This is a genomic window from Balneatrix alpica DSM 16621, assembly GCF_000619885.1.
GTDB classification, from domain to species: domain Bacteria; phylum Pseudomonadota; class Gammaproteobacteria; order Pseudomonadales; family Balneatricaceae; genus Balneatrix; species Balneatrix alpica.
Genome location: NZ_JHUZ01000016.1, coordinates 23,948 through 43,972 on the forward strand (window position 1 = coordinate 23,948; position 20,025 = coordinate 43,972).

A 20,025-nucleotide genomic window follows, 5' to 3' on the forward strand; every position below is an offset into this window, starting at 1 on the left:
TATGAACCTCGGTTGGTGGATGTCAGCTTCACAACCTTGGCAGGCAAGCCGTTCGGTTTGCGACAGGATCGTGGCCGGCGGAGAAGCTGCCAACCAACGAGGTTCGCCCGCAATGGCAGGAGACCACCATGTTAGACGCCAATCTTAAGCAGCAACTCGCTACCTATTTACAGAATTTGAAAACGCCTGTGCAGCTGGTGCTCTCGGTGGACGCCAGTGCCAAAGCGCAAGAATTAGCCAAACTGGCTGAGCAGTTAGCGGCATTGTCACCGCTGATCAGCGTCAGTCAGCAAACCTTGCAGCGTACACCCAGCATGCAGGTGCGTGGTGAGCAGGGCAGCCTGATGGAGTTTGCCGGGGTGCCGCTGGGGCATGAGTTTACCTCTCTGGTCCTGGCGCTGTTACACAGTGGCGGTCATCCGCTCAAACTGGATCCCCAGGTGATTGAACAAGTACGGCAGCTGCAAGGGCATTATCGTTTCGAGACCTATATTTCCCTCAGCTGTCAGAACTGCCCGGAAGTGGTGCAGGCGTTAAATATGATGGCGGCACTGAATCCGCAAATTGAGCACGTGATGATTGATGGGGCGCTGTTCCAGGAGGAAGTGAATCAGCGCAATGTGCTGGCGGTGCCTGCTGTGTTCCTCAATGGTCAGCTGTTTGGCCAGGGCCGCATGAGCCTGGGGGAAATTTTAAATAAGGTGGATAGCCAGGCATCTAAGCGTCAGGCGGAGCAATTGCAGCATAAAGCACCTTATGACTTTTTAGTGGTAGGCGGTGGCCCTGCCGGTGCGGCGGCAGCCATTTATGCTGCGCGCAAAGGTATCCGTACCGGGCTGGTAGCCGAGCGTTTCGGTGGTCAGGTGCTGGATACAGTGGGTATCGAAAACTTTATCTCGGTGAAAGCGACCGAGGGCCCCAAGCTGGTGGCCAGTCTGGAGGCCCATGTGCGCGACTATGAGGTGGATATTATCACCGACCAGCGTGCCGCTAAGCTGACCCCGAAGACGCAAAGTCGCAGTGGTTTGGTGGAAGTTGAGCTGGCTTCCGGCGCCACCCTGAAGACCAAAGCGTTACTCCTGGCCACTGGTGCGCGCTGGCGGGAAATGCAGGTGCCGGGTGAGCAGGAATATCGCGGCCGGGGAGTGGCTTACTGCCCACACTGTGATGGCCCGCTGTTTAAGGGCAAGCCGGTGGCGGTGATTGGCGGTGGCAACTCCGGTGTGGAAGCGGCGATTGATTTGGCCGGTATTGTTGAGCACGTTACCTTGCTGGAGTTTGCCTCCAGCCTCAAGGCGGATGAGGTGCTGCAGCGCAAACTGCGTTCGTTGCCGAATGTCACCATTATTACCGATGCGCAAACCACCGCCGTAGTGGGTAATGGTGAGCGTGTCACGGCTTTGCAGTACCGTGATCGCCAAAGTGGTGGGGAACACCAATTAGCTCTGGCAGGTATCTTTGTGCAGATTGGACTCGTGCCTAATAGTGAGTGGCTGAAGGGCGATCTGGAGTTAAGTCGCTTTGGCGAAATTGTCGTGGGTGCCCGCGGTGAAACCTCTGTGCCGGGTGTTTTTGCGGCCGGTGATGTGACCAATGTGCCCTACAAACAGATCATTATCGCGATGGGCTCCGGTGCCAATGCGGCCCTGGGTGCCTTCGATTACCTGATCCGCAGTTCCGTCGAGGAGCAAAGCAGCGCCGCTGCCTAAAGCTCCTTCTGCCCTGGTAGCTTGTGTCGCCAGGGCAGTTCCCTGTTCTTTCCATCCCAACGGATGAACCCTTGCCCCGCCCCCGCGGGGCTTTTTTGTTGCTAAAGATATTGAACACCTGGTCGCAAATTTAGCCACGGAGGAACCCGCATTAGGGGGAAAGGGTGTTCAATTTATTAACCGCTAGTGGCCAACAAAGCACAAAATAGTGGGTGGAAAACGCTAACTGTCCGGTTAAACCAACTCCCTGTCGCTTTTATTCAACTCTTTACCTACCTTTGTCGCCTTGCTTGTTCAATAATTTCACCCTATGTACCAGCAAACCTGCGCAGTCAGGGCGCTGGGCATCGTCCGGCGGAGCCGGGCTGTCAACGAGTCTGCACACAAGCTGAAAATAACGACCATGCCTAATCACAGCAAAAATAATGATGCCATCGAACGGGTCATGTCCCTGATTGATGAGCGTTTGTCTGGCACCCAGCGTGATCAGATTAAAGCACTGGCTGAACTCTACTACGCCGAAAGCAACTCCAAGGAACTCCAGGCCACCTCCGGGGAAGATCTGTACGGAGCGGTACTGTGTTTATGGGATTTCTTGCAGCAGCGCCAGCCCGGCCGTCCACAAATTCGCGCTTATAACCCCAACTATGAAGAGCACTCCTGGCAGTCTACCCACTCGATTCTGGAAGTGGTGTCGGATGATATGCCGTTTCTGGTGGCTTCTTTGTCGATGGAATTTGTGCGCCAGGGCATGACCCTGCACCTGACCACTCACCCGGTCATTGCGGTGGTGCGTGATGACAAAGGTCAGCTGGTATCGCTACATAGCCGTCATCAGGCACCCGAAGGAGCGAAGCTGGAAGCGGTGATGCGCTTTGAGATTGATCGCCAGAGTGAAACCCAGGTGCTGGATCAGCTGAAATCTGATCTGTATCGGGTGTTGGATGATGTCCGCATGACCGTGGAAGACTGGCCCAGCATGCGGGGCAAGATGGAAGAAGTGATCAGCCTGGTTGAGGGGCAAAAGGGTAAGCTGCCGCTGACTGCGGAAGACTTTGATGAGTCCCTGGCCTTTTTGCGTTGGGTGGTGGATAACCACTTTACCTTTATCGGCTACCGTTATTTCAGCCTGGAAGAGCAGCAAGACGGTCTGTGCAAACTGCATCTGGATGATAGCCAGTGTTTGGGTACTTTCCGCGATATCAGCCATCTGAGCGAAGAGCGTCGTCATATCCAGCTTAATGAGCGCCTGTCGCGTCTGGCGCTGGAGCCGAATCTGCTGATTATCACCAAGTCCACCTCGCGCTCTACCGTACATCGCCCGGCGCACTTGGATTACCTTGGCATCAAGCACTTTGACAATAAAGGCAAGGTCATTGGTGAGTTCCGTTTCTTTGGTCTGTACACCTCGGATGCTTACTCACTGCGAGTGAATGAGATTCCGTTGCTGCGGATGAAGGAGCAGCGTCTGCTGGATAAGATGCAGATTTCCCTGACTTCGCACAAAGGACGCCAGCTGCGGCATATCCTTGATAACTATCCCCGTGATGAGATGTTGCAGGCCAGCCAGACTGAGCTGGAAGACACCGTCAAGGGCATCCTGGAGCTGCAAGGCCGTAAACAGCTGCGTATTTTTACCCGTACCGACATCTATGGCCGCTTTGTCACGGCGCAGGTGTATGTGCCGAAAGACCGCTTCAATACCGAGCTGCGCCAGACTTTTGAGCGCATGCTGATGAAGGAGTTCCAGGGTAATTCCCACGAATTCAATGTGCGCCACATGGAAGGCGTCTTAGCCCGTGTGCACTTTACTGTGCATACCGAAATGGCTCACGAGCTGCGCTTTGATGTGGAAGAGCTGGAAGGGCGGATGACCGAAGCCATGTTGTCTTGGGAAGACAAGGTACACGTGGCGCTGAAAACCAAGGCTGGTGAAGAGCAGGCAAACAAGCTTTACCGTGATTACGGTCACGCCTTCCCCTCGGCCTACAAGGAAGACTTCACTCCGCATAAAGGGGTGCAGGATATTCTGCGTCTGGACTCCCTCAGTGATAGCAGCCCGCTGTCGACTTACCTCTATCGTCCGCTGGAAAGCCTGGATGACAACCTGCGTTTCAAGGTGTTTGGCCGTGGCCACATCATGGCGCTGTCTGACGTGCTGCCGGTCTTGGAAAACATGGGCGTGCGAGTGATTGCTGCGCGTCCCTATGAAATCACCCCGGTGAATCACAGTGAGCGTTGGATTCTGGACTTCGATATTGCCGTCGCCGGCGGTTTGGATCTGGATGCGGGTAATGTGCGTGATCGTTTCCAGGATACCTTTGCCCAGACCGTGGCAGGCAAGGTCGAGAACGATGGCTTTAACCGCCTGGTCATCGCCGCTGGCTTGGCTTGGCGTGATGTGGTGGTACTGCGGGCGGTAGCCAAGTACCTGCTGCAAATTCGCGTGCCCTTCTCCCAGGCTTATATGGAAGAAACCCTGGTGCGTAATGCCAGCATCAGTTACATGCTGGCGGAGCTCTTTAATCTGCGCTTTGATCCCTCCCGCGTCAGTGCGGAGCAGGCTCAGGCGGTACAGACCCAGATCGAGCAGGCGCTGGAGCATGTTTCCAACCTGGATGAAGACCGTATTCTGCGCCACTTCCTGTCAGTGATTCTGGCGATGCTGCGGACCAACTTCTTCCAGCCCGATGCTACGGGCGCATACCGCGACTATGTGTCCTTCAAGCTCAATCCCGAAGCGATTCCTGCGGTGCCTTTGCCCCGTCCCATGTTCGAAATTTGGGTTTACAGCCCCTGGGTCGAAGGGGTGCACCTGCGTGGTGGCAAGGTGGCACGCGGTGGTCTGCGCTGGTCTGACCGTCGTGAAGACTTCCGCACCGAAGTGCTGGGCCTGGTGAAAGCACAAATGGTGAAAAACGCGGTCATCGTACCGGTGGGCGCCAAGGGTGGTTTCGTCTGCAAACAGATGCCGGTAAACGCTAACCGTGATGAGACCCTGGCTGAAGGTATCCGCTGCTATCAGACCTTTATCCGCGCACTGTTGGATATCACCGATAACCTGGTACAGGGTGAAGTGGTGGCGCCGAAGTCGGTGGTGCGTTACGACGAAGATGATCCCTACCTGGTAGTGGCTGCTGATAAGGGCACCGCGACCTTCTCTGACATTGCCAACGCTATTTCGTTGGAATACGGCCACTGGTTGGGGGATGCCTTTGCCTCCGGTGGTAGCCAGGGCTATGACCACAAGAAGATGGGCATCACCGCCCGTGGTGGTTGGGAATCAGTCAAGCGATTGTTCCGTGAACTGGGCCATGACACCCAAACTCAAGACTTCACTGTTGTGGGTATCGGGGATATGGCCGGTGACGTGTTCGGTAACGGTATGCTGCTGTCGGAGCACATTCGTCTGGTAGCGGCCTTTAACCACATGCACATCTTTATTGACCCCAATCCTGATGCGGCTAAGACCTTCCCTGAGCGTCAACGCCTGTTCAATCTGCCCCGTTCTTCTTGGGCGGATTACGACACCAGCCTGATCTCCAAGGGCGGTGGTATTTTTGAGCGTAAAGCCAAATCCATTGCGATTACCCCGGAAATGCGTGCAGCCCTGGGTATTGAGGAAGGGGTGACCAGCTTGACGCCTAACGAGTTGATCAGTGCCATTCTTAAGGCGCCGGTTGATCTGTTGTGGAACGGTGGTATCGGTACCTATGTGAAAGCGGCCAGTGAAACCCATGCCGATGTGGGCGACCGTGCCAACGATGCTCTGCGTGTTAATGGCAGTGAGCTGCGCTGTAAAGTAGTGGGCGAGGGCGGTAACCTGGGCCTGACCCAGAAGGGCCGTATTGAGTTTGCCCGCCGTGGTGGCTTGATTAACACCGATGCGATTGATAACTCCGGTGGGGTGGATTCCTCCGACCATGAGGTCAATATCAAGATTCTACTGGGCGGTGTAGTGGGTGCCGGTGACATGACCGAGAAGCAGCGTAATACCCTGCTGGCGGAAATGACCGATGAAGTAGCGGAACTGGTTCTGCGTCACAACCGTGGCCAGAGCAACATCCTCAGCCTCAGCAACCGTATTGCCCGTAGTCGCCTCAATGATCACCAGCGTTTGATGCAGAGCCTGGAAAAAGAAGGCCGCCTCAATCGTGCCTTGGAATACCTGCCGAGCGATGAAGTACTGGCGAAGCGGGCTAAACAAGGCGAGGGCCTGACCCGTCCTGAAATGGCGGTGCTGTTGGCGTACTCCAAAATCAAGTTGTTTGATGAGTTGGTGAAGTCTGATATCGGTCAGGATGAAGCGCTGCAGTCCTCACTGCGTGAGTACTTCCCGCAGCCGCTGCGCGAGCGTTTCAAAGCGCAAATCGCCACGCATCCGCTGCATACCGAGATCCTGGCCACTCACCTGACTAACCAGATGTCGAACCGGATGGGCATTACCTTCTGCAGTTATCTGCAGGAAGAAACCAATGCTCAGGCGGCGGATATTCTGCGTAGCTGGATGGCGGCACGGGAAATTTTCGGTATCAACAAACTCTGGGATGCCTTTGCTGAGCTGCCCCATGTAGTGAATGACGACCTGTTGTCCGGCATGCAGTTGCAGGTGCAGGACGTACTGGAGCAAGCCACCCTGTGGTTGTTACGCAACCGCCGTGCGCCTTACCAGATTGAGCAGCTGGTAGCAGAGTTCCAGCCTGGGGTGCAGGCGCTGAATGCAGCCCTGCCCAGCTTGTTGGATGAAGCTGCCCTGGCGGCCTATCAGGCCAAGGTAGCTGAACTGGAAGCGGCCAAGGTGCCGGCAACGGTTGCGGCCCAGATGGCGGGCCTGTCAACGCTGTTCTATGCACTGGATATCGTTCGTGTGGCGGGCGAGACCGGTGTGGAGGTGACTGCGGCGGCTCCTGCTTACTTCCGTCTGGGGGTCGAGCTGGAATTGAACTGGCTGCGTCAGGCGATTGCCGCTCTGCCGGAGGATGACCTGTGGCAGCGTAAAGCGCGGGCAACCCTGTTGGATGAGTTGGATGCTTCCCTGCGGGTGCTGACGGCGGACTTTATTCGCCATAGCAAGAATCCTGAGGCGCCGCTGGGCTATCTGGATACCTGGCTGCAGGATAACCGTCTGCTGCTGCAACATTGTCAGGATACCTTTGCTGGTCTGCGCAATCAGGCTAAGCATAATCTGGCGATGCTGTCAGTGGCGGTGCGGGAGATCCGTCACCTGCAATAAGCCTGGGTCGTATCCGCTTGTGCCATCAGGCCGCCTTCGGGCGGCCTGATTGTTATGGACTTCGCTATAGGCGTCCTGGCGTGACGCCGGCACAGAAGTTTTGGCTTCTTCGCAAAAAGAGGTCGCGGCCTTGCAATCCCTTTGGCCGTAATATCGTTATAACTGCTATATCGGAACCAGAACAATCTGGTCAGCGGACTGCGAGTCCGGCATGATAAGAATCCGGCCGCCGAGGCCGCACTGAATTGAGCAGAGGAAAGACAATGACTAAGCAGGTTAGCCGTGCCACTTTCGATGAAGTAATGGTTCCCAACTATAGCCCCGCCGCGATTATTCCGGTGCGCGGTGAAGGTTCACGCCTGTGGGATCAGGAAGGTCGAGAGTACATCGATTTTGCCGGTGGGATTGCGGTAACCGCGCTGGGCCACTGTCATCCTGTGATGGTAAAAGCGTTGAAGGAGCAGGCAGACAAACTGTGGCACCTTTCTAACGTGATGACCAACGAACCTGCTTTGCGTCTGGCCTCTAAGCTGGTTGATGCGACCTTTGCTGAGCGGGTGTTCTTCGCTAACTCCGGTGGTGAAGCGAACGAAGCGGCCTTCAAAATGGTACGTAAGTACGCGTACGACAACTTTGGCCCCGAGAAGAACGAGATCATCTCCTTCACTCAGTCTTTCCATGGCCGCACCCTGTTTACCGTGTCTGTGGGCGGTCAGCCCAAATATCGTATCGGCTTTGAGCCTGTTCCCGCCGGTATCACTCATGTGCCCTACAACGATATCGAGGCACTGAAAGCCGCTATTTCTGACAAGACTTGTGCGGTAGTAATGGAGCCGGTACAGGGTGAAGGCGGCATTACCCCCGCTGATCCTGTGTTTGCCAAGCAAGTACGTGAGCTGTGCGACCAATACAATGCCCTGCTGGTATTTGATGAGGTGCAGACTGGTGTAGGCCGTACTGGTTCTCTGTATGCCTATATGAACCTGGGCGTGACTCCTGACGTGCTGACCACCGCGAAAGCATTGGGTGGTGGTTTCCCCATCGGGGCGATGCTGACCACCGCTAAGTGTGCGCAAAGCCTGGGCTTTGGTACCCACGGTTCGACTTACGGCGGTAACCCCCTGGGCTGCGCCGTAGCGGAAGCGGTACTGGATGAAATCAGCCGTCCTTCTGTATTGGAAGGCGTGAAGCAGAAGCACCAGCTGTTCCGTGAGGGTCTGGAAGCCATTAATGCCAAGTACAAGGTATTCAAAGAAGTACGGGGCATGGGCCTGCTGATCGGTGCCGAAGTAGTTGAAGAGTACGCCGGTAATGCGAAAGCCTTCGTTAACGCCGGTCTGGAACAGGGTGTGATGGTCCTGGTTGCTGGCCCTAACGTTGTGCGTTTTGCGCCCTCGTTGGTTATTCCTGACGAAGATATTCGTGAAGGTCTGGCGCGTCTGGAAAAAGCTATCGCCGCTATGCGTGGTTGATGCGCGGTTATTGAAATTGCGTTTGCTCTGTGAGGGTGGCCGATGGCCACCCTTTTTTATTGGTACAGATTGGGTTAACGCTCATCTTGCTCTGGTTGCAGGTGGTCAATGGCGGTATGGCCCAGTTGATAGCGCTGCAGCAATGAATGATAGCTACCATCTGCATGCATTTTGCTTAGCCCTTGGTTAAATAGGGCAATCAACTCTTTATGGCGTGGGTTCTGAAATGAACTGATCACATAGAGGCTGTTTACCGACAGGGGAGGACCGGTAAAGCTCAGCAAAGGACGGAGTTCTGGGGTTTGTCGACGTAGGGTATAAGCAGCGACGGCTTCATCCTCCAGGGTTAAATCGATCCGCCCATAGGCCAGCTTGCGTAAATTGGTGATGAGGTCGGTTGCCTCCTCCCGCTGAAAGTGTTCTGACTGCACGATGCTGGAGCCATACCCATAACCACGAATGGTGCCCAGCTTTTTACCGTGCAGGGAATCGATCCCTTGGTAGTCAAACTCATCACTGCTGCGTTTGATGAAACGAATGCCACTGGCCAGCATGGGGTAGCTGTAGTGAAAGACACGGGCACGCTCAGGTGTCCACCAGGCATCAATCAGGATGTCGTACTCGGCATTCTCTGTCCCTTTGAGTGCCCGTACCCAGGGTACATACTCTATCTCGACTTCTAGCCCGACCCGGGCAAAGGCGGTTTCTACCAGCTCAACCAGAATGCCACCCTGTGGGTGTTCCGGATCAGTATAGGGGGGCCAGCTGTCACTGACGGCTTTGATACTGATCACTTCGGCATAGGCCGGCGAGCCCATGGCCAGGCTAAGGAGCAGGCTGAACAGATAATAACGCCACTGTGGACAACGTTGATTCATGGCAACCCTGTGCGGCGGGGGTGGAGCAATAGTGTAAATAAGTAAGGGGTAAAGATAGTCTTTGTTCCCGGCCGTAATAGTTTCATAATAAGCGCGCCCAGGACTTCCAAGAGCAGGTTATAGCCTGTTAATGGAATGTCAGCAATTTGCTGTTTTTTTGCGAGTTAATGCTAGTGAAAACCCGCCTGCTTGAATTCGACTATCTGCGTGCTCTGGCCATCATTCTGATTGTGTTTGGTCATTCGGTTTATAACACCGAAAAGGGCTTTCCGTTGCTGCTGGAAAACCTGTTGCGCGGCGGCACGGCGGTGTTTGTGTTTATTTCTGGTTTCTTCTTGCATGCGGTGTTTGCGCGTAACTTCGAGTTGCGCAGCTTTATGTGGAAGAAAGTGAAAAACGTGTTGGTGCCATTCTTAGTGGTGTCGGCAGTAGGTTTGGCTTGCCGGTTGTTCGGCTGGATAGTGCTGCTCGACTATCCGGCTGAGAAGGTACTGCTCAACACCTATTACACGGTGAAGAACTTCTACGTGCTTTATCCGCACTGGTATATCCCCTTTATTATGCTGGTGTTCTTGTTGTCGCCGTTGTACCTGGCCTTTTTGCGTTTGCCGGTCGGGCGGCAACTGTTGCTGTTTGCCCTGTTTGTACTGTTATCACTGTTTTTGCATCGTCCACACGGTAATGTGAACCAGATTCAATCCATCCTGTATTACACCCCGTTTTATTTACTGGGGATGCTTTACTCCCAGCATCGGGCCTGGTTTGAGGCTCGGATGGGCAAGGTATTGGTGTTATCGGCGATCCTGGTGGTGGGCGCGTTACTGCTGCAAACCTATGTGTGGGTTTGGATTGGAAACTACCATAAGTGGTTTTTTGAATATAAAGGGGTGGACTTGCAGTTTGTGCAGAAGATGGGGCTGTGCATGTTGCTATTGGGCTGGAGTCGCTACTTGGCAGCCCAACCACTGAATCCCTGGTTAAAAGAAATGGGTGACCTGAGTTTTGCGATCTTTTTCCTCCATCCGCTCTTTACCCTGTTGATGGAGAATATCTTCCCGTGGCTGGGTTGGATGAATGTGCCAGGAGGGGCGTTATTTAGCACCATGATGACGCTGCTGGTGTTTTCGATTCACTTTTTTGGCAGCTTCTACACGGCGCGTATTATCCGTCGACTCTGGCCCGATAAAAGCCGTTGGTTGATCGGTTCTTGATCGATTTTGAGGCGGTGCGCGGGATCTTGTCATGTTTCACGCGCACCCTGCTTTTTTTGATTTCAGCCCTTGCATTCAAGTGAGAAAAGCGTACCCTCAGCGCGCGTTTTAGACTGAAAAAGTCTAATTTTGTCGGCAATTTGCGACAGCTGGCGTGAACTGATCCGCCCTTGAGAACCTCAGCAAAGACCGACATTAACGCAAGCGTTTGTAGAGCTTTTAGCGGATCGTTTTTGGCGGAGTGCAGGTAAGTCTTATGTGGCGTAATGCGGTAAACAAGGCAAGTTGGCGGGCTTGGGTATTGGCCGGTTTGATGGCCCCCGCGCTGGCGGTTAACCCGGTGGTAGCGGCTCCCAAAGCAGGGATAAAAGAAGCAACCAATTACGCAATTAGCGGCAAGTTTAACCGGGATACCGTTGCCGATCTGGCGCGTAAACTGGCTCAGCAGCCCTATCAGCCCTTGGATGCGAGTCTGCCTGAGCAGCTCGAAGGCCTGAATTACGATCAATATCGAGACATTCGCTTTAATTCCGCTTCCTCTATTTGGGCCGGTGAAGAACTACCTTTCCAAATGCAGCTTTTCCACCGTGGTTTCTATTTTAAAGACCCGGTTGAGGTCGCCATTATCGACAATGGCGAGGCTAAACACCTGGCCTATAGCCCGAACCTGTTTAGTACAGGCCAAGTGATGCAACAGCCGTTGCCCAATGAAGACATCGGCTTTGCGGGTTTCCGTCTGCATAACCCGCTCAATCGTGCCGATTACTTCGATGAGTTGGCGGTATTTCAGGGGGCCAGTTATTTCCGCTCGTTAGGCCGTAATCAGGCCTATGGTCTGTCTGCCCGTGGCCTGGCGATCAAAACCGCCGATCCAGAAGGGGAAGAGTTCCCGGCTTTCCGCGCCTTCTGGATTGAAAAGCCCACTAAAGAGAGTAACTCGGTGGTGGTCTATGCCCTGTTGGACAGCCCAAGCACCACGGGTTCTTACCGTTTCACCATCCGCCCCGGCACCAATACGGTAATGGATGTGGAGGCCACCCTGTTTCCCCGGGTTGAGCTGAAGAAGATTGGCCTGGCACCGGGCACCAGTATGTTTATGTTCTCGGCGAATGGCCGTGAGCGCGCGGATGACTTCCGCCCACAGGTGCATGACTCCGATGGTTTGCTGATGCTGAACGGACGGGGTGAGCGTTTGTGGCGGCCCTTGGCGAATCCCAAGGATCTGCAAATCAGTGCCTTTATGGATAACGCTCCCCTGGGCTTTGGCTTGATGCAGCGTAACCGCGATTTCAACAGCTACCAGGATCTGGAAGCCCGTTATGAGCGTCGTCCCAGCTTATGGGTCGAGCCTGTGGGTAACTGGGGTAAAGGGGCGGTGGTATTGGTCGAAATTCCCACCAACTCTGAGGTGCATGACAATATCGTGGCCTTCTGGTCACCCAGTGAGGCGATTCCCGCCGGTTCTGAGTACAGTTTTGCCTATCGTTTAGTCTGGGGGCAGGGGCCTTTGGTCTCCCCGGGAGAAGGGCGAGTTGAGGCTACCCGCAGTGGCCGCGCTGAGATTAGTGGGCCGACTCCCAAGCGTCTGTTTGTGATCGACTATGTTTTCCCCAATCCCTTGCCTGGCATCACTCCCCAGCGCCCTGAGGCTCAGGTGAAAAACTCCGCCGGCGAGGTCAGTAACGTAGTGATTGTGGAAAATCCGGAAACCGGGGGCTATCGAGTGAGCTTCCAGTTAGATCCGCAGGATCAAAAACTGATTGAACTGCGTCTGGATCTGAAATTTAGCGATGGTCGTAAAGCTGAGAGCTGGATGTATCGATGGACACGCTAAGTCCACAAGTATTGGAACAGGCTGGTTTACCCCAGCCGCTGGCAGGCACCCCGACTGAAACCCCGGGGGCAATGCCAGCGCAGAATTTGCGTCAGTTCAGTGCGCAGCAGCGCCGCCAGCCGGTTAACCCGCAAGGGGTTAAATCCGCTTGGTGGCGGCGTTTCCTGGTGCTGGGTTCAGCGCTATTGCTGTCGTTGTGGGGCATCAATGAGATGCGCGCAGTATTGGCAGTGGGCGATCTGACCTTTATCGAATATGTCGTGCTGGCGCTATTTGCCCTGACCTTTAGTTGGATCACGGTGGCCTTCACCGGTGCGATTGCCGGTTTTGTCATGGTGATTCGTCAGCAACGTCGCCCTCCCAGTCGCTTAGATGTGCCGCTGCATACCCGCACGGCGGTGTTGATGCCGACCTATAACGAACAGCCTGAGCGTATTTTTGCCTCGCTGGAGGCAATGGCCTTGGCGGTGGATGCCGCTGGTCAGGGGCAAGCGTTTGATTGGTTTATTATCAGCGATACCACCGATCCGGATGTGGCTATTGCCGAAGAGGCCGCGCTCCTGACTCTGCGTGAGCGCATCGGGGATAAGGCACGGGTGTACTATCGTCGTCGGCGCAAAAATATCGCCCGCAAAGCCGGTAATGTGGCGGACTTCTGCCGCCGTTGGGGTAAGGCTTATGATCACCTGTTGGTGCTGGATGCCGACAGTTTGATGGAGTCCGATACCCTGATTGAGCTGGCGCGGCGGATGCAGCAGGACCCGGATGCGGGCCTGATTCAGACGATTCCACAGTTGATTAATGGCACCACCCTGACCGCTCGTTTGCAGCAGTTTGCTACCCGTGTCTATGGCCCGGTGGTGGGCACTGGCTTAGCCTGGTGGACCCACAAAGAGGGTAACTTCTGGGGCCATAATGCGATTATCCGCACCCAGGCTTTTATGGATGCAGCAGGCTTACCCGATTTACCCGGTAAGCCACCTTTCGGTGGTCATATCCTCAGCCATGACTTTGTCGAGGCGGCTTTGATTCGCCGGGCTGGTTGGAGCGTGATTATTGCTGCCGATCTGGCGGGTTCTTATGAGGAGTGTCCGCCCTCTATTATCGATCTGGCGATTCGTGACCGGCGCTGGTGTCAGGGCAACCTGCAGCACAGTCGGGTGTTGCCGACCAAAGGATTGCACTGGGTCAGCCGTATGCATCTGCTGACCGGGATTATGTCTTACCTGTCGTCACCGCTATGGTTGATGTTGATTCTGGCAGGTTTGGCGTTAGCCCTGCAGGCACAGTTTATTCGCCCGGAATACTTTACCGATCAGTTTGCCCTGTTCCCCTCCTGGCCTCGAATGGACGCGGCGCGGGCGTTGCAGCTCTTTGTGTTCACCATGGTGATTCTGTTTGCCCCCAAGGTGTTGGGCCTGATCTCTTTTGCTTTATATCGCCCCCAGCGACGTCAGGCAGGGGGGGTACTGGGGCTCTTAGCCAGCTTTGTGCTGGAGGTGTTGCTGTCGGCCTTGATCGCGCCGGTGATGATGTTGATTCACAGCGGAGCGGTGATGTCGATCCTGCTGGGGCAGGATTCCGGTTGGAACCCGCAGCGTCGTGACGATGGTAGTCTGCCAATTAAGGATCTGATTTACCGTCACCGTTGGCATATGTTGATTGGGGTGTTTTTGACCTTGGCGGCCTATTTGAACTCCTTGGCTTTGCTGGCCTGGTTGTCACCGGCGATTGCCGGAATGCTGCTCTCGGTCCCCTTATCGATGCTGACCAGCTCCTGGTCGGTTGGGGCGGTGTGCAAGCGTTGGGGCTTGCTGCGTACCCCGGATGAGGTGGAAAAACCGGCTATTCGCGTGGTGATGGAGCAGATTCGTCCTCACTATGAAGAAGCGGTAGCACAACGCCCTGATATGGTTGAGCTGGCCCAGGATCACCATTGGCGTGATGCACATTTGGCTTTAATCGATCGGGTGCAGGTGCGTCCCCGTGGTCAGTTGGAGCCCTTGGAAGCGATGGCGGCGATGAAAATTCGCGAGGCCAACAGCATTGCCGAAGCGGTTTCTTTTTTGGATAACAAAGAGCGGGCCTTGGTCTTGGCGACCCCTGCACTTTTTCATCAGCTTGCCGCTCTGCCTGCCCATACGGAGCTCGAGCAGGTGCTGGTTTAACCTGATTGTCAGCATGGGGTGGAGGCAGGCCTCTACCCCGATGCTGCTGCCTCTCTGCTGCTTGTTAAAGACTTGCCTTGTTTATCTCCGCAATGTTTTCATGCCTGCCACTACTCTAGAGTCGTTCACTGGAGTGGAGTAACAGGAGCCTGAATATGACTGAACAAGAAAAAATTGAATTAGAAGCCGCCGCTTTTCGTCGTTTGTTGGCCCATCTAGATGCCAACAAGGATGTGCAGAATATCGATCTGATGATTCTCGCTGGCTTTTGTCGTAACTGCCTGAGTAAGTGGTTAAAGGCGGCAGCAGATGAGCGCCAGCTTGATTTATCTGATGAGCAGGCGCGTGAATGGGTATATGGCATGCCCTATGCGCAGTGGAAGCAGAATCACCAGCCTGAAGCCACGGCGGAACAACTGGCAGCCTTTGCGGCCCGTCAAAGCCGCCAAGATTAACGCCAGGATAGGCTCTGCGCTTGCAAAGCGCTGGGCCTGCACCTACAAACACTGAGACACTGTTATCCCAGCAGTAAACTGCACACCCTGAAAGGGCCTATAGAGGTAAGCTGTGCAAACCAGACGCATTACTCTTGGCTTGCTGTGGCGCTTAAGCTTGGCCACGATGGTCTTTGTTGTTGCCGCGATCGCGGGCCAGCTTTATTGGTCTATTGGCCCCCTCTATGAACGGCAGTATGTGACCTTAGAGCAGCTCGTACGATCGGTGGAAACACCGATTGCGGAAGCTATTTGGAATTATGATGAGCGCCTGACCCGACGCACGATGCAGGGGCTGATCAAGCTGGATGAGGTGCAGGGGGTCAGCGTCGTGCTGGCCCGCGGCGAGCGCTTTGCCGACATGTATAAGGGGGAAGGTTATTTGCGCCCCTTTTATGAGCGCTGGATTATCAGTGATCAGGTGGAGCTGAGCAGCCAAATTCGTGCTCCCTCGACCAGCCTCGGACGGGAAGGCGAGGTGATTGCCACCCTGCGTATTCAGGGCAGTAATGATTATCTCTTTAGTAAATGGTTAGCCAACGCTCAGGTAGTGGTGCTGACTTATTTGGGTCTGATGATCAGCCTCAGTGCCTGTTTAGCCTGGCTGGTGCATAGTTTTCTCAGTCGCCCGTTGATTCAGCTAAATCAACAGCTGGAAAAACTGGATCCGGAAAATCCGGATCGTTATCTATTACCCACACCCAGTGGTCACCGTGAAGATGAGCTGGGACGCTTGGTGGAAACCTTCAACCATAATTTGACCCGTTTGGCGGTGGCCTATGAAAGCGTCAAGCGGATGGCAACGCGTGACCACCTCACCGGCTTGCCAAACCGTACCTTGGCACTGGAGACCCTGCAGCAACAGGTCAATGCCTCGACCGCGGAAAACAAAGCCTTTGCGTTGTTTGTGTTCGATATTGACCGTTTCAAGTACATGAATGACACCTTAGGCCATCGCGGTGGTGATGACTTCCTGCAGCAGTGTGCCCGCCGTTTACAGAAAGGCTTACAAAAGCGAGGCCTCTTTGTTGCTCGAGTGGGAGGGGATGAATTCATGGTGCTGAGTACCCGTACCAGCACCCCGGAGGAGGCTCATGCCGAAGCGGCTAACATCTTTAAACTGATGAGCTCGCCCTTCTTTATTAATGGACAGGAATTCAAGGTTTCGATCTCACTAGGGGTCACCCTATTCCCGGTGGATGGTAAAGAGGCAGACTTGCTGATGCGCCATGCTGCAATCGCCATGTTCGGGGCAAAAGAAAACGGCGGTAATCAACAATGCTTCTTCAGCGAGGCCTTGACTGAGCAAATCCGCCAACGTTCACAGATTGAGAAAGATCTGGCCCAGGCGATTAAAAATGAAGAGTTCCTGCTGTATTTACAGCCGAAGATGGATTCCCGTAATCAGGAAATGAAAGGCTGCGAAGCCCTGATTCGCTGGCAAAAGGCAGATGGTTCTCTGGTGCCGCCATTGGTGTTTATTCCCGTTGCTGAACAGAGCCGCATGATTGTCGATATTGGTCGCTGGGTGATTGAAGAGGCGTGCCGTATTTTGCAGCGCTGGCAACGCCTGCAGATTGCTCAGCCGATGGCGATCAACGTCTCAGTGGTGCAGATGTTGGAGCCGGGCTTTTTCGAGCATTTACAACGTAGCCTGCAATATCACGGGGTGAATGCCGAGTTGCTGGAGCTGGAAATTACCGAATCGGTGTTGATCGATAACTTTGAAGCCACCGCCCAGGTACTGCAGAAAGTACGGGGGCTGGGTATTCGGGTGGCGATCGATGATTTTGGTACTGGCTATTCCAGTTTGTCGCGCATTGACCAATTACCGGTGGATATTCTGAAAGCCGATAAATGCTTCGTTAACCGGGTGCCGAATGATACGGCCATTCTCAAGCTGATTGGTTCCTTTGGTCGTATCCTCGGCCTGGAAGTGGTGGCAGAAGGGGTGGAGACCGATGAGCAGGCGCGTTGGTTGCGGGATAATGGATTCCCCACCTTGCAGGGATATTTGTTCTCTAAGCCTCTGCCTTTAGAGGAATTTGAACGCATGCTGGATGTGGCGGTAGAGCGGCAATAGCTGCTACCGCCGTTGTCGTTCAGAGCAGATCACGCAAACGGTAGTAGAGCATTCCCAATACCAGTGCGGGTGTACGTAGCCAGGGCCCGCCTGGAAAGTCCAAATGCTTTAAGCGAGCAAAAACATCCAGACGTTCACTGCTGCCTGCAATGGCCTCCGCCATTACTTTACCGGCCAGATTGGTTAGCGCCATGCCGTGGCCGGAAAACCCCTGGGCAAAGTAAATATTATCCTGTCCCAGGCGGCCAAAGTGAGGGGCGCGGTTGACGGTGATATCCACCATGCCGCCCCAGGCATGTTCAATCTTGGCATCTTCTAAACTGGGGAAGACCTTCAACATCCGTCGACGTAAACCACTGGCAAGGTCCGGTGGCTGGATGCCGGAATAGCTGACCCGTCCGCCAAATAACAGCCGGTGATCGCCGGTAGGGCGGAAATAATCCAGAACAAAGTTGGTATCTGCCACCGAATGGTAGCCAGGTAGCAGGGCACGTAAACGCTCTTCACCGAGCACTTCGGTGGCGACGATATAGGTGCCAACCGGCATAATCTTGCGCGCCAACTCAGGCACCAGCCAGCCTAAATAAGCATTGCCACAGAGTACCAGGTGATCACAGCTGATACTGGCCTCACCACAGTGAATGCGGGGCCTGGCACCACGCTCTAAACGATCAACAGGGCTTTGCTCGTAGATCTTCACACCGGCAGCCAAGGCCGCCTTGGCCAGGCCCAGGGTGTAGTTGAGCGGGTGCAGATGCCCTGCCAGTTTATCTTCGACAATAGCCAGATAGCGTTGGCTATTGATCACCTGAGCCATCTCGTCACCCTGATAAAAACGCAGATGAGGATACTGGTATTCCTGCTCCAGGCTGTGTTGCCACTCGCGTAGGCTGTTGACCTGGCGTGGCTTGATGGCGGCGGTAAGGCTGCCTTCATACCAGTCACAGTCAATCTGATGCTGTGCAATATGCTGGCGTACCAGCTGTACCGCCTCCAGTGACATCTCCCATAGATGGCGTGCAGCCTTGTCGCCTAGTTGGGCTTTGAGGGGCTCCATCTCACAGGCATAGCTGGTCAGAATCTGGCCGCCACTGCGTCCGGAGGCCCCCCAGCCGACCCGTTTGGCTTCGATCAGGCTGACCTCATAACCGCGTTGACGTAATTCCAGGGCAGTGGTGAGGCCGCAAATACCGGCGCCCACCACTACGACTTCGCTGTGTGTGCTACCCCGCAACGGTGGTTGTGCCGCCAATAAATGGGCACTGGCACTGTAATAAGACTCGGGGTAGTCAGAGCGTTGCATGGAGCCTCCCATCGCAAAATGTGATTACAAATAAGGCGTTTGTCTCACTCGCTTGAACAGCTGGAATGCTTATCAAGGCTGATTGTTTGGCTTATCGACTGTGCAGCATAGATTATTTTTCTTGAAAAGTGATCACATTATGGCTACTTTTTTTGCTAACCCGTCGAGCACTCTACTCGAAAACCGACCACAACGGGCGGTGGTAGAGCGCGTGGCTGCCTTATTTTGCGCTACTTTAAGACGTTGCAGGCTTGTCTTTGCACGGCATTAGCAGAAGCATGAGGAGGATAGCCCAGGGGGGGTATATGAAGACAATCCAAGACTGGTTTAAAGAACACCGTATTGATGAAGTAGAAGCTATCGTGCCGGATATGTCCGGGGTTGCCCGGGGTAAGATCGTGCCGGCAGAAAAGTATTCACAGGAGCGCAGCATGCGTTTGCCGGAGGGCATCTTCCTGCAGACCATTGCCGGTGATTTTCCGGACGAGTACTACGACGAGACCCTGAAAACCGATGGGGATGTCCTGTTACGTCCGGATATGGATACCCTGTGCTTAGTGCCCTGGGCGCAGGAGCCGACTGCTCAAGTCATTCATGATGCCTTCCATTACGATGGCAGACCGGTTGATATCGCACCGCGCTATGTACTCAAGCGAGTGCTGGAGTTGTATGAAGCGAAGGGTTGGACGCCGGTGGTGGCGCCGGAGTTGGAGTTTTTCCTGGTTAAACCCAATACCGATGCCGACTATCCGTTAGAGGCGCCGGTAGGACGTTCTGGGCGTCCAGAGTCAGGCCGTCAATCCTACAGCATTGATGCGGTGAATGAATTTGAGCCGCTCTTTGAAGATGTTTATGCCTTCTGTGAAAAGCAGGGGCTGGAGATTGATACCCTGATTCACGAATCAGGCATGGCGCAATTAGAAATCAACCTGCTGCACGGCAACCCGTTGTGGTTGGCGGATCAGGCCTTCCGCTTTAAACGCACTATGCGCGAAGCGGCCTTGCGTCATCACATGTATGCCACCTTTATGGCCAAGCCCATGCAGGGCCAGCCTGGCAGTGCCATGCATATTCACCAAAGTGTGGTGGATGCCAAGGGGCATAACCTGTTTAGCGATGCCAATGGTCAGGAGACGCCGCTGTTCCGTCATTATCTCGGTGGTTTGCAGGCATATGTACCAGCGGTAATGGCGATGTTGGCACCTAATGTGAATTCCTACCGTCGCTTGAGCCGTAACTCCGGTGCGCCGGTCAATATCGGCTGGGGTTATGACAACCGTACGGCGGCCCTGCGAGTGCCTATTTCTGATCCGGAAGCTCGTCGGATTGAAAACCGCTTACCCGGTGCAGATGCCAACCCCTATCTGGCGATGGCAGCGACCCTCGCTTGCGGTTATTTGGGGATGGTGAAAGGTCTGGAACCCAGCGCCCCTAATGATGGCAATATCCAGTATGTGCCTGGGGATTTACCTCAGACACTGGTGGAAGCCCTACGCCTGTTCAGTGAGTGTGACGAGCTGAAAGAGGTGTTTGGTGAGCGCTTTGTGGCGGCTTTTACCGCCGTGAAGCAGGCAGAGTTTGATACCTTTACCCACGTTATTAGCTCTTGGGAGCGTGAATACCTACTGTTGAACGTATAA

At 54.5% G+C, this 20,025-nt stretch carries 11 protein-coding genes; 9 read left to right on the forward strand and 2 right to left on the reverse strand.

The window, feature by feature from the left end; translation table 11 throughout:
* Positions 1 to 128: 128 nt before the first annotated feature.
* From ahpF to Q334_RS0108560, 3 genes are all read left to right on the forward strand, one after another.
* Positions 129 to 1,709, forward strand: coding sequence for an alkyl hydroperoxide reductase subunit F (gene ahpF, locus Q334_RS0108550; RefSeq protein WP_027312843.1), 1,581 nt, complete (start codon positions 129 to 131; stop codon positions 1,707 to 1,709).
* A gap of 403 nt (positions 1,710 to 2,112) precedes the next feature.
* Entirely contained in the window at positions 2,113 to 6,942 is a 4,830-nt protein-coding gene (locus tag Q334_RS0108555) for an NAD-glutamate dehydrogenase (RefSeq protein ID WP_027312844.1), read from the forward strand.
* 263 nt (positions 6,943 to 7,205) lie between these two features.
* Positions 7,206 to 8,414, forward strand: a complete 1,209-nt coding sequence (locus Q334_RS0108560) for an aspartate aminotransferase family protein (RefSeq protein WP_027312845.1) — start codon at positions 7,206 to 7,208, stop codon at positions 8,412 to 8,414.
* Positions 8,415 to 8,488: 74 nt separating this feature from the next.
* On the opposite strand, the gene Q334_RS0108565 is transcribed toward Q334_RS0108560, so the two are convergent.
* Entirely contained in the window at positions 8,489 to 9,292 is an 804-nt protein-coding gene (locus tag Q334_RS0108565) for a substrate-binding periplasmic protein (protein WP_051527654.1), read from the reverse strand.
* A 167-nt stretch (positions 9,293 to 9,459) separates the two neighbouring features.
* Here Q334_RS0108565 and Q334_RS0108570 point away from each other — a divergent pair, with 167 nt between their 5' ends.
* The 5 genes from Q334_RS0108570 to Q334_RS0108590 all read left to right on the forward strand — a co-directional run bounded on the left by Q334_RS0108570 (position 9,460) and on the right by Q334_RS0108590 (position 17,082).
* The gene (locus Q334_RS0108570; RefSeq protein WP_051527655.1) at positions 9,460 to 10,503 is read left to right on the forward strand and encodes an acyltransferase family protein; all 1,044 of its coding nucleotides are present in this window, start codon (positions 9,460 to 9,462) and stop codon (positions 10,501 to 10,503) included.
* Positions 10,504 to 10,759: 256 nt separating this feature from the next.
* Positions 10,760 to 12,337 (forward strand): glucan biosynthesis protein, encoded by a 1,578-nt coding sequence (locus tag Q334_RS0108575; RefSeq protein ID WP_027312848.1) that lies wholly within the window; start codon positions 10,760 to 10,762, stop codon positions 12,335 to 12,337.
* Complete coding sequence (mdoH, locus tag Q334_RS0108580; protein WP_051527656.1) at positions 12,325 to 14,505, forward strand: glucans biosynthesis glucosyltransferase MdoH; 2,181 nt, start codon at positions 12,325 to 12,327, stop codon at positions 14,503 to 14,505. Before Q334_RS0108575 ends, mdoH begins: the two co-directional genes overlap by 13 nt.
* A gap of 155 nt (positions 14,506 to 14,660) precedes the next feature.
* Positions 14,661 to 14,960 carry a DUF1244 domain-containing protein gene (locus Q334_RS0108585; protein WP_027312850.1) on the forward strand — a complete coding sequence of 100 codons (300 nt, stop codon included), beginning with the start codon at positions 14,661 to 14,663 and terminating at the stop codon, positions 14,958 to 14,960.
* Between the two features lie 112 nt (positions 14,961 to 15,072).
* Positions 15,073 to 17,082, forward strand: coding sequence for a putative bifunctional diguanylate cyclase/phosphodiesterase (locus Q334_RS0108590; RefSeq protein ID WP_027312851.1), 2,010 nt, complete (start codon positions 15,073 to 15,075; stop codon positions 17,080 to 17,082).
* Between the two features lie 19 nt (positions 17,083 to 17,101).
* Here Q334_RS0108590 and Q334_RS0108595 read toward each other — a convergent pair whose 3' ends face one another.
* Entirely contained in the window at positions 17,102 to 18,385 is a 1,284-nt protein-coding gene (locus tag Q334_RS0108595) for an NAD(P)/FAD-dependent oxidoreductase (RefSeq protein WP_211249520.1), read from the reverse strand.
* Between the two features lie 305 nt (positions 18,386 to 18,690).
* On the opposite strand from Q334_RS0108595, the gene Q334_RS0108600 reads away from it, so the two are divergent.
* Positions 18,691 to 20,025, forward strand: coding sequence for a glutamine synthetase family protein (locus tag Q334_RS0108600; RefSeq protein ID WP_027312853.1), 1,335 nt, complete (start codon positions 18,691 to 18,693; stop codon positions 20,023 to 20,025).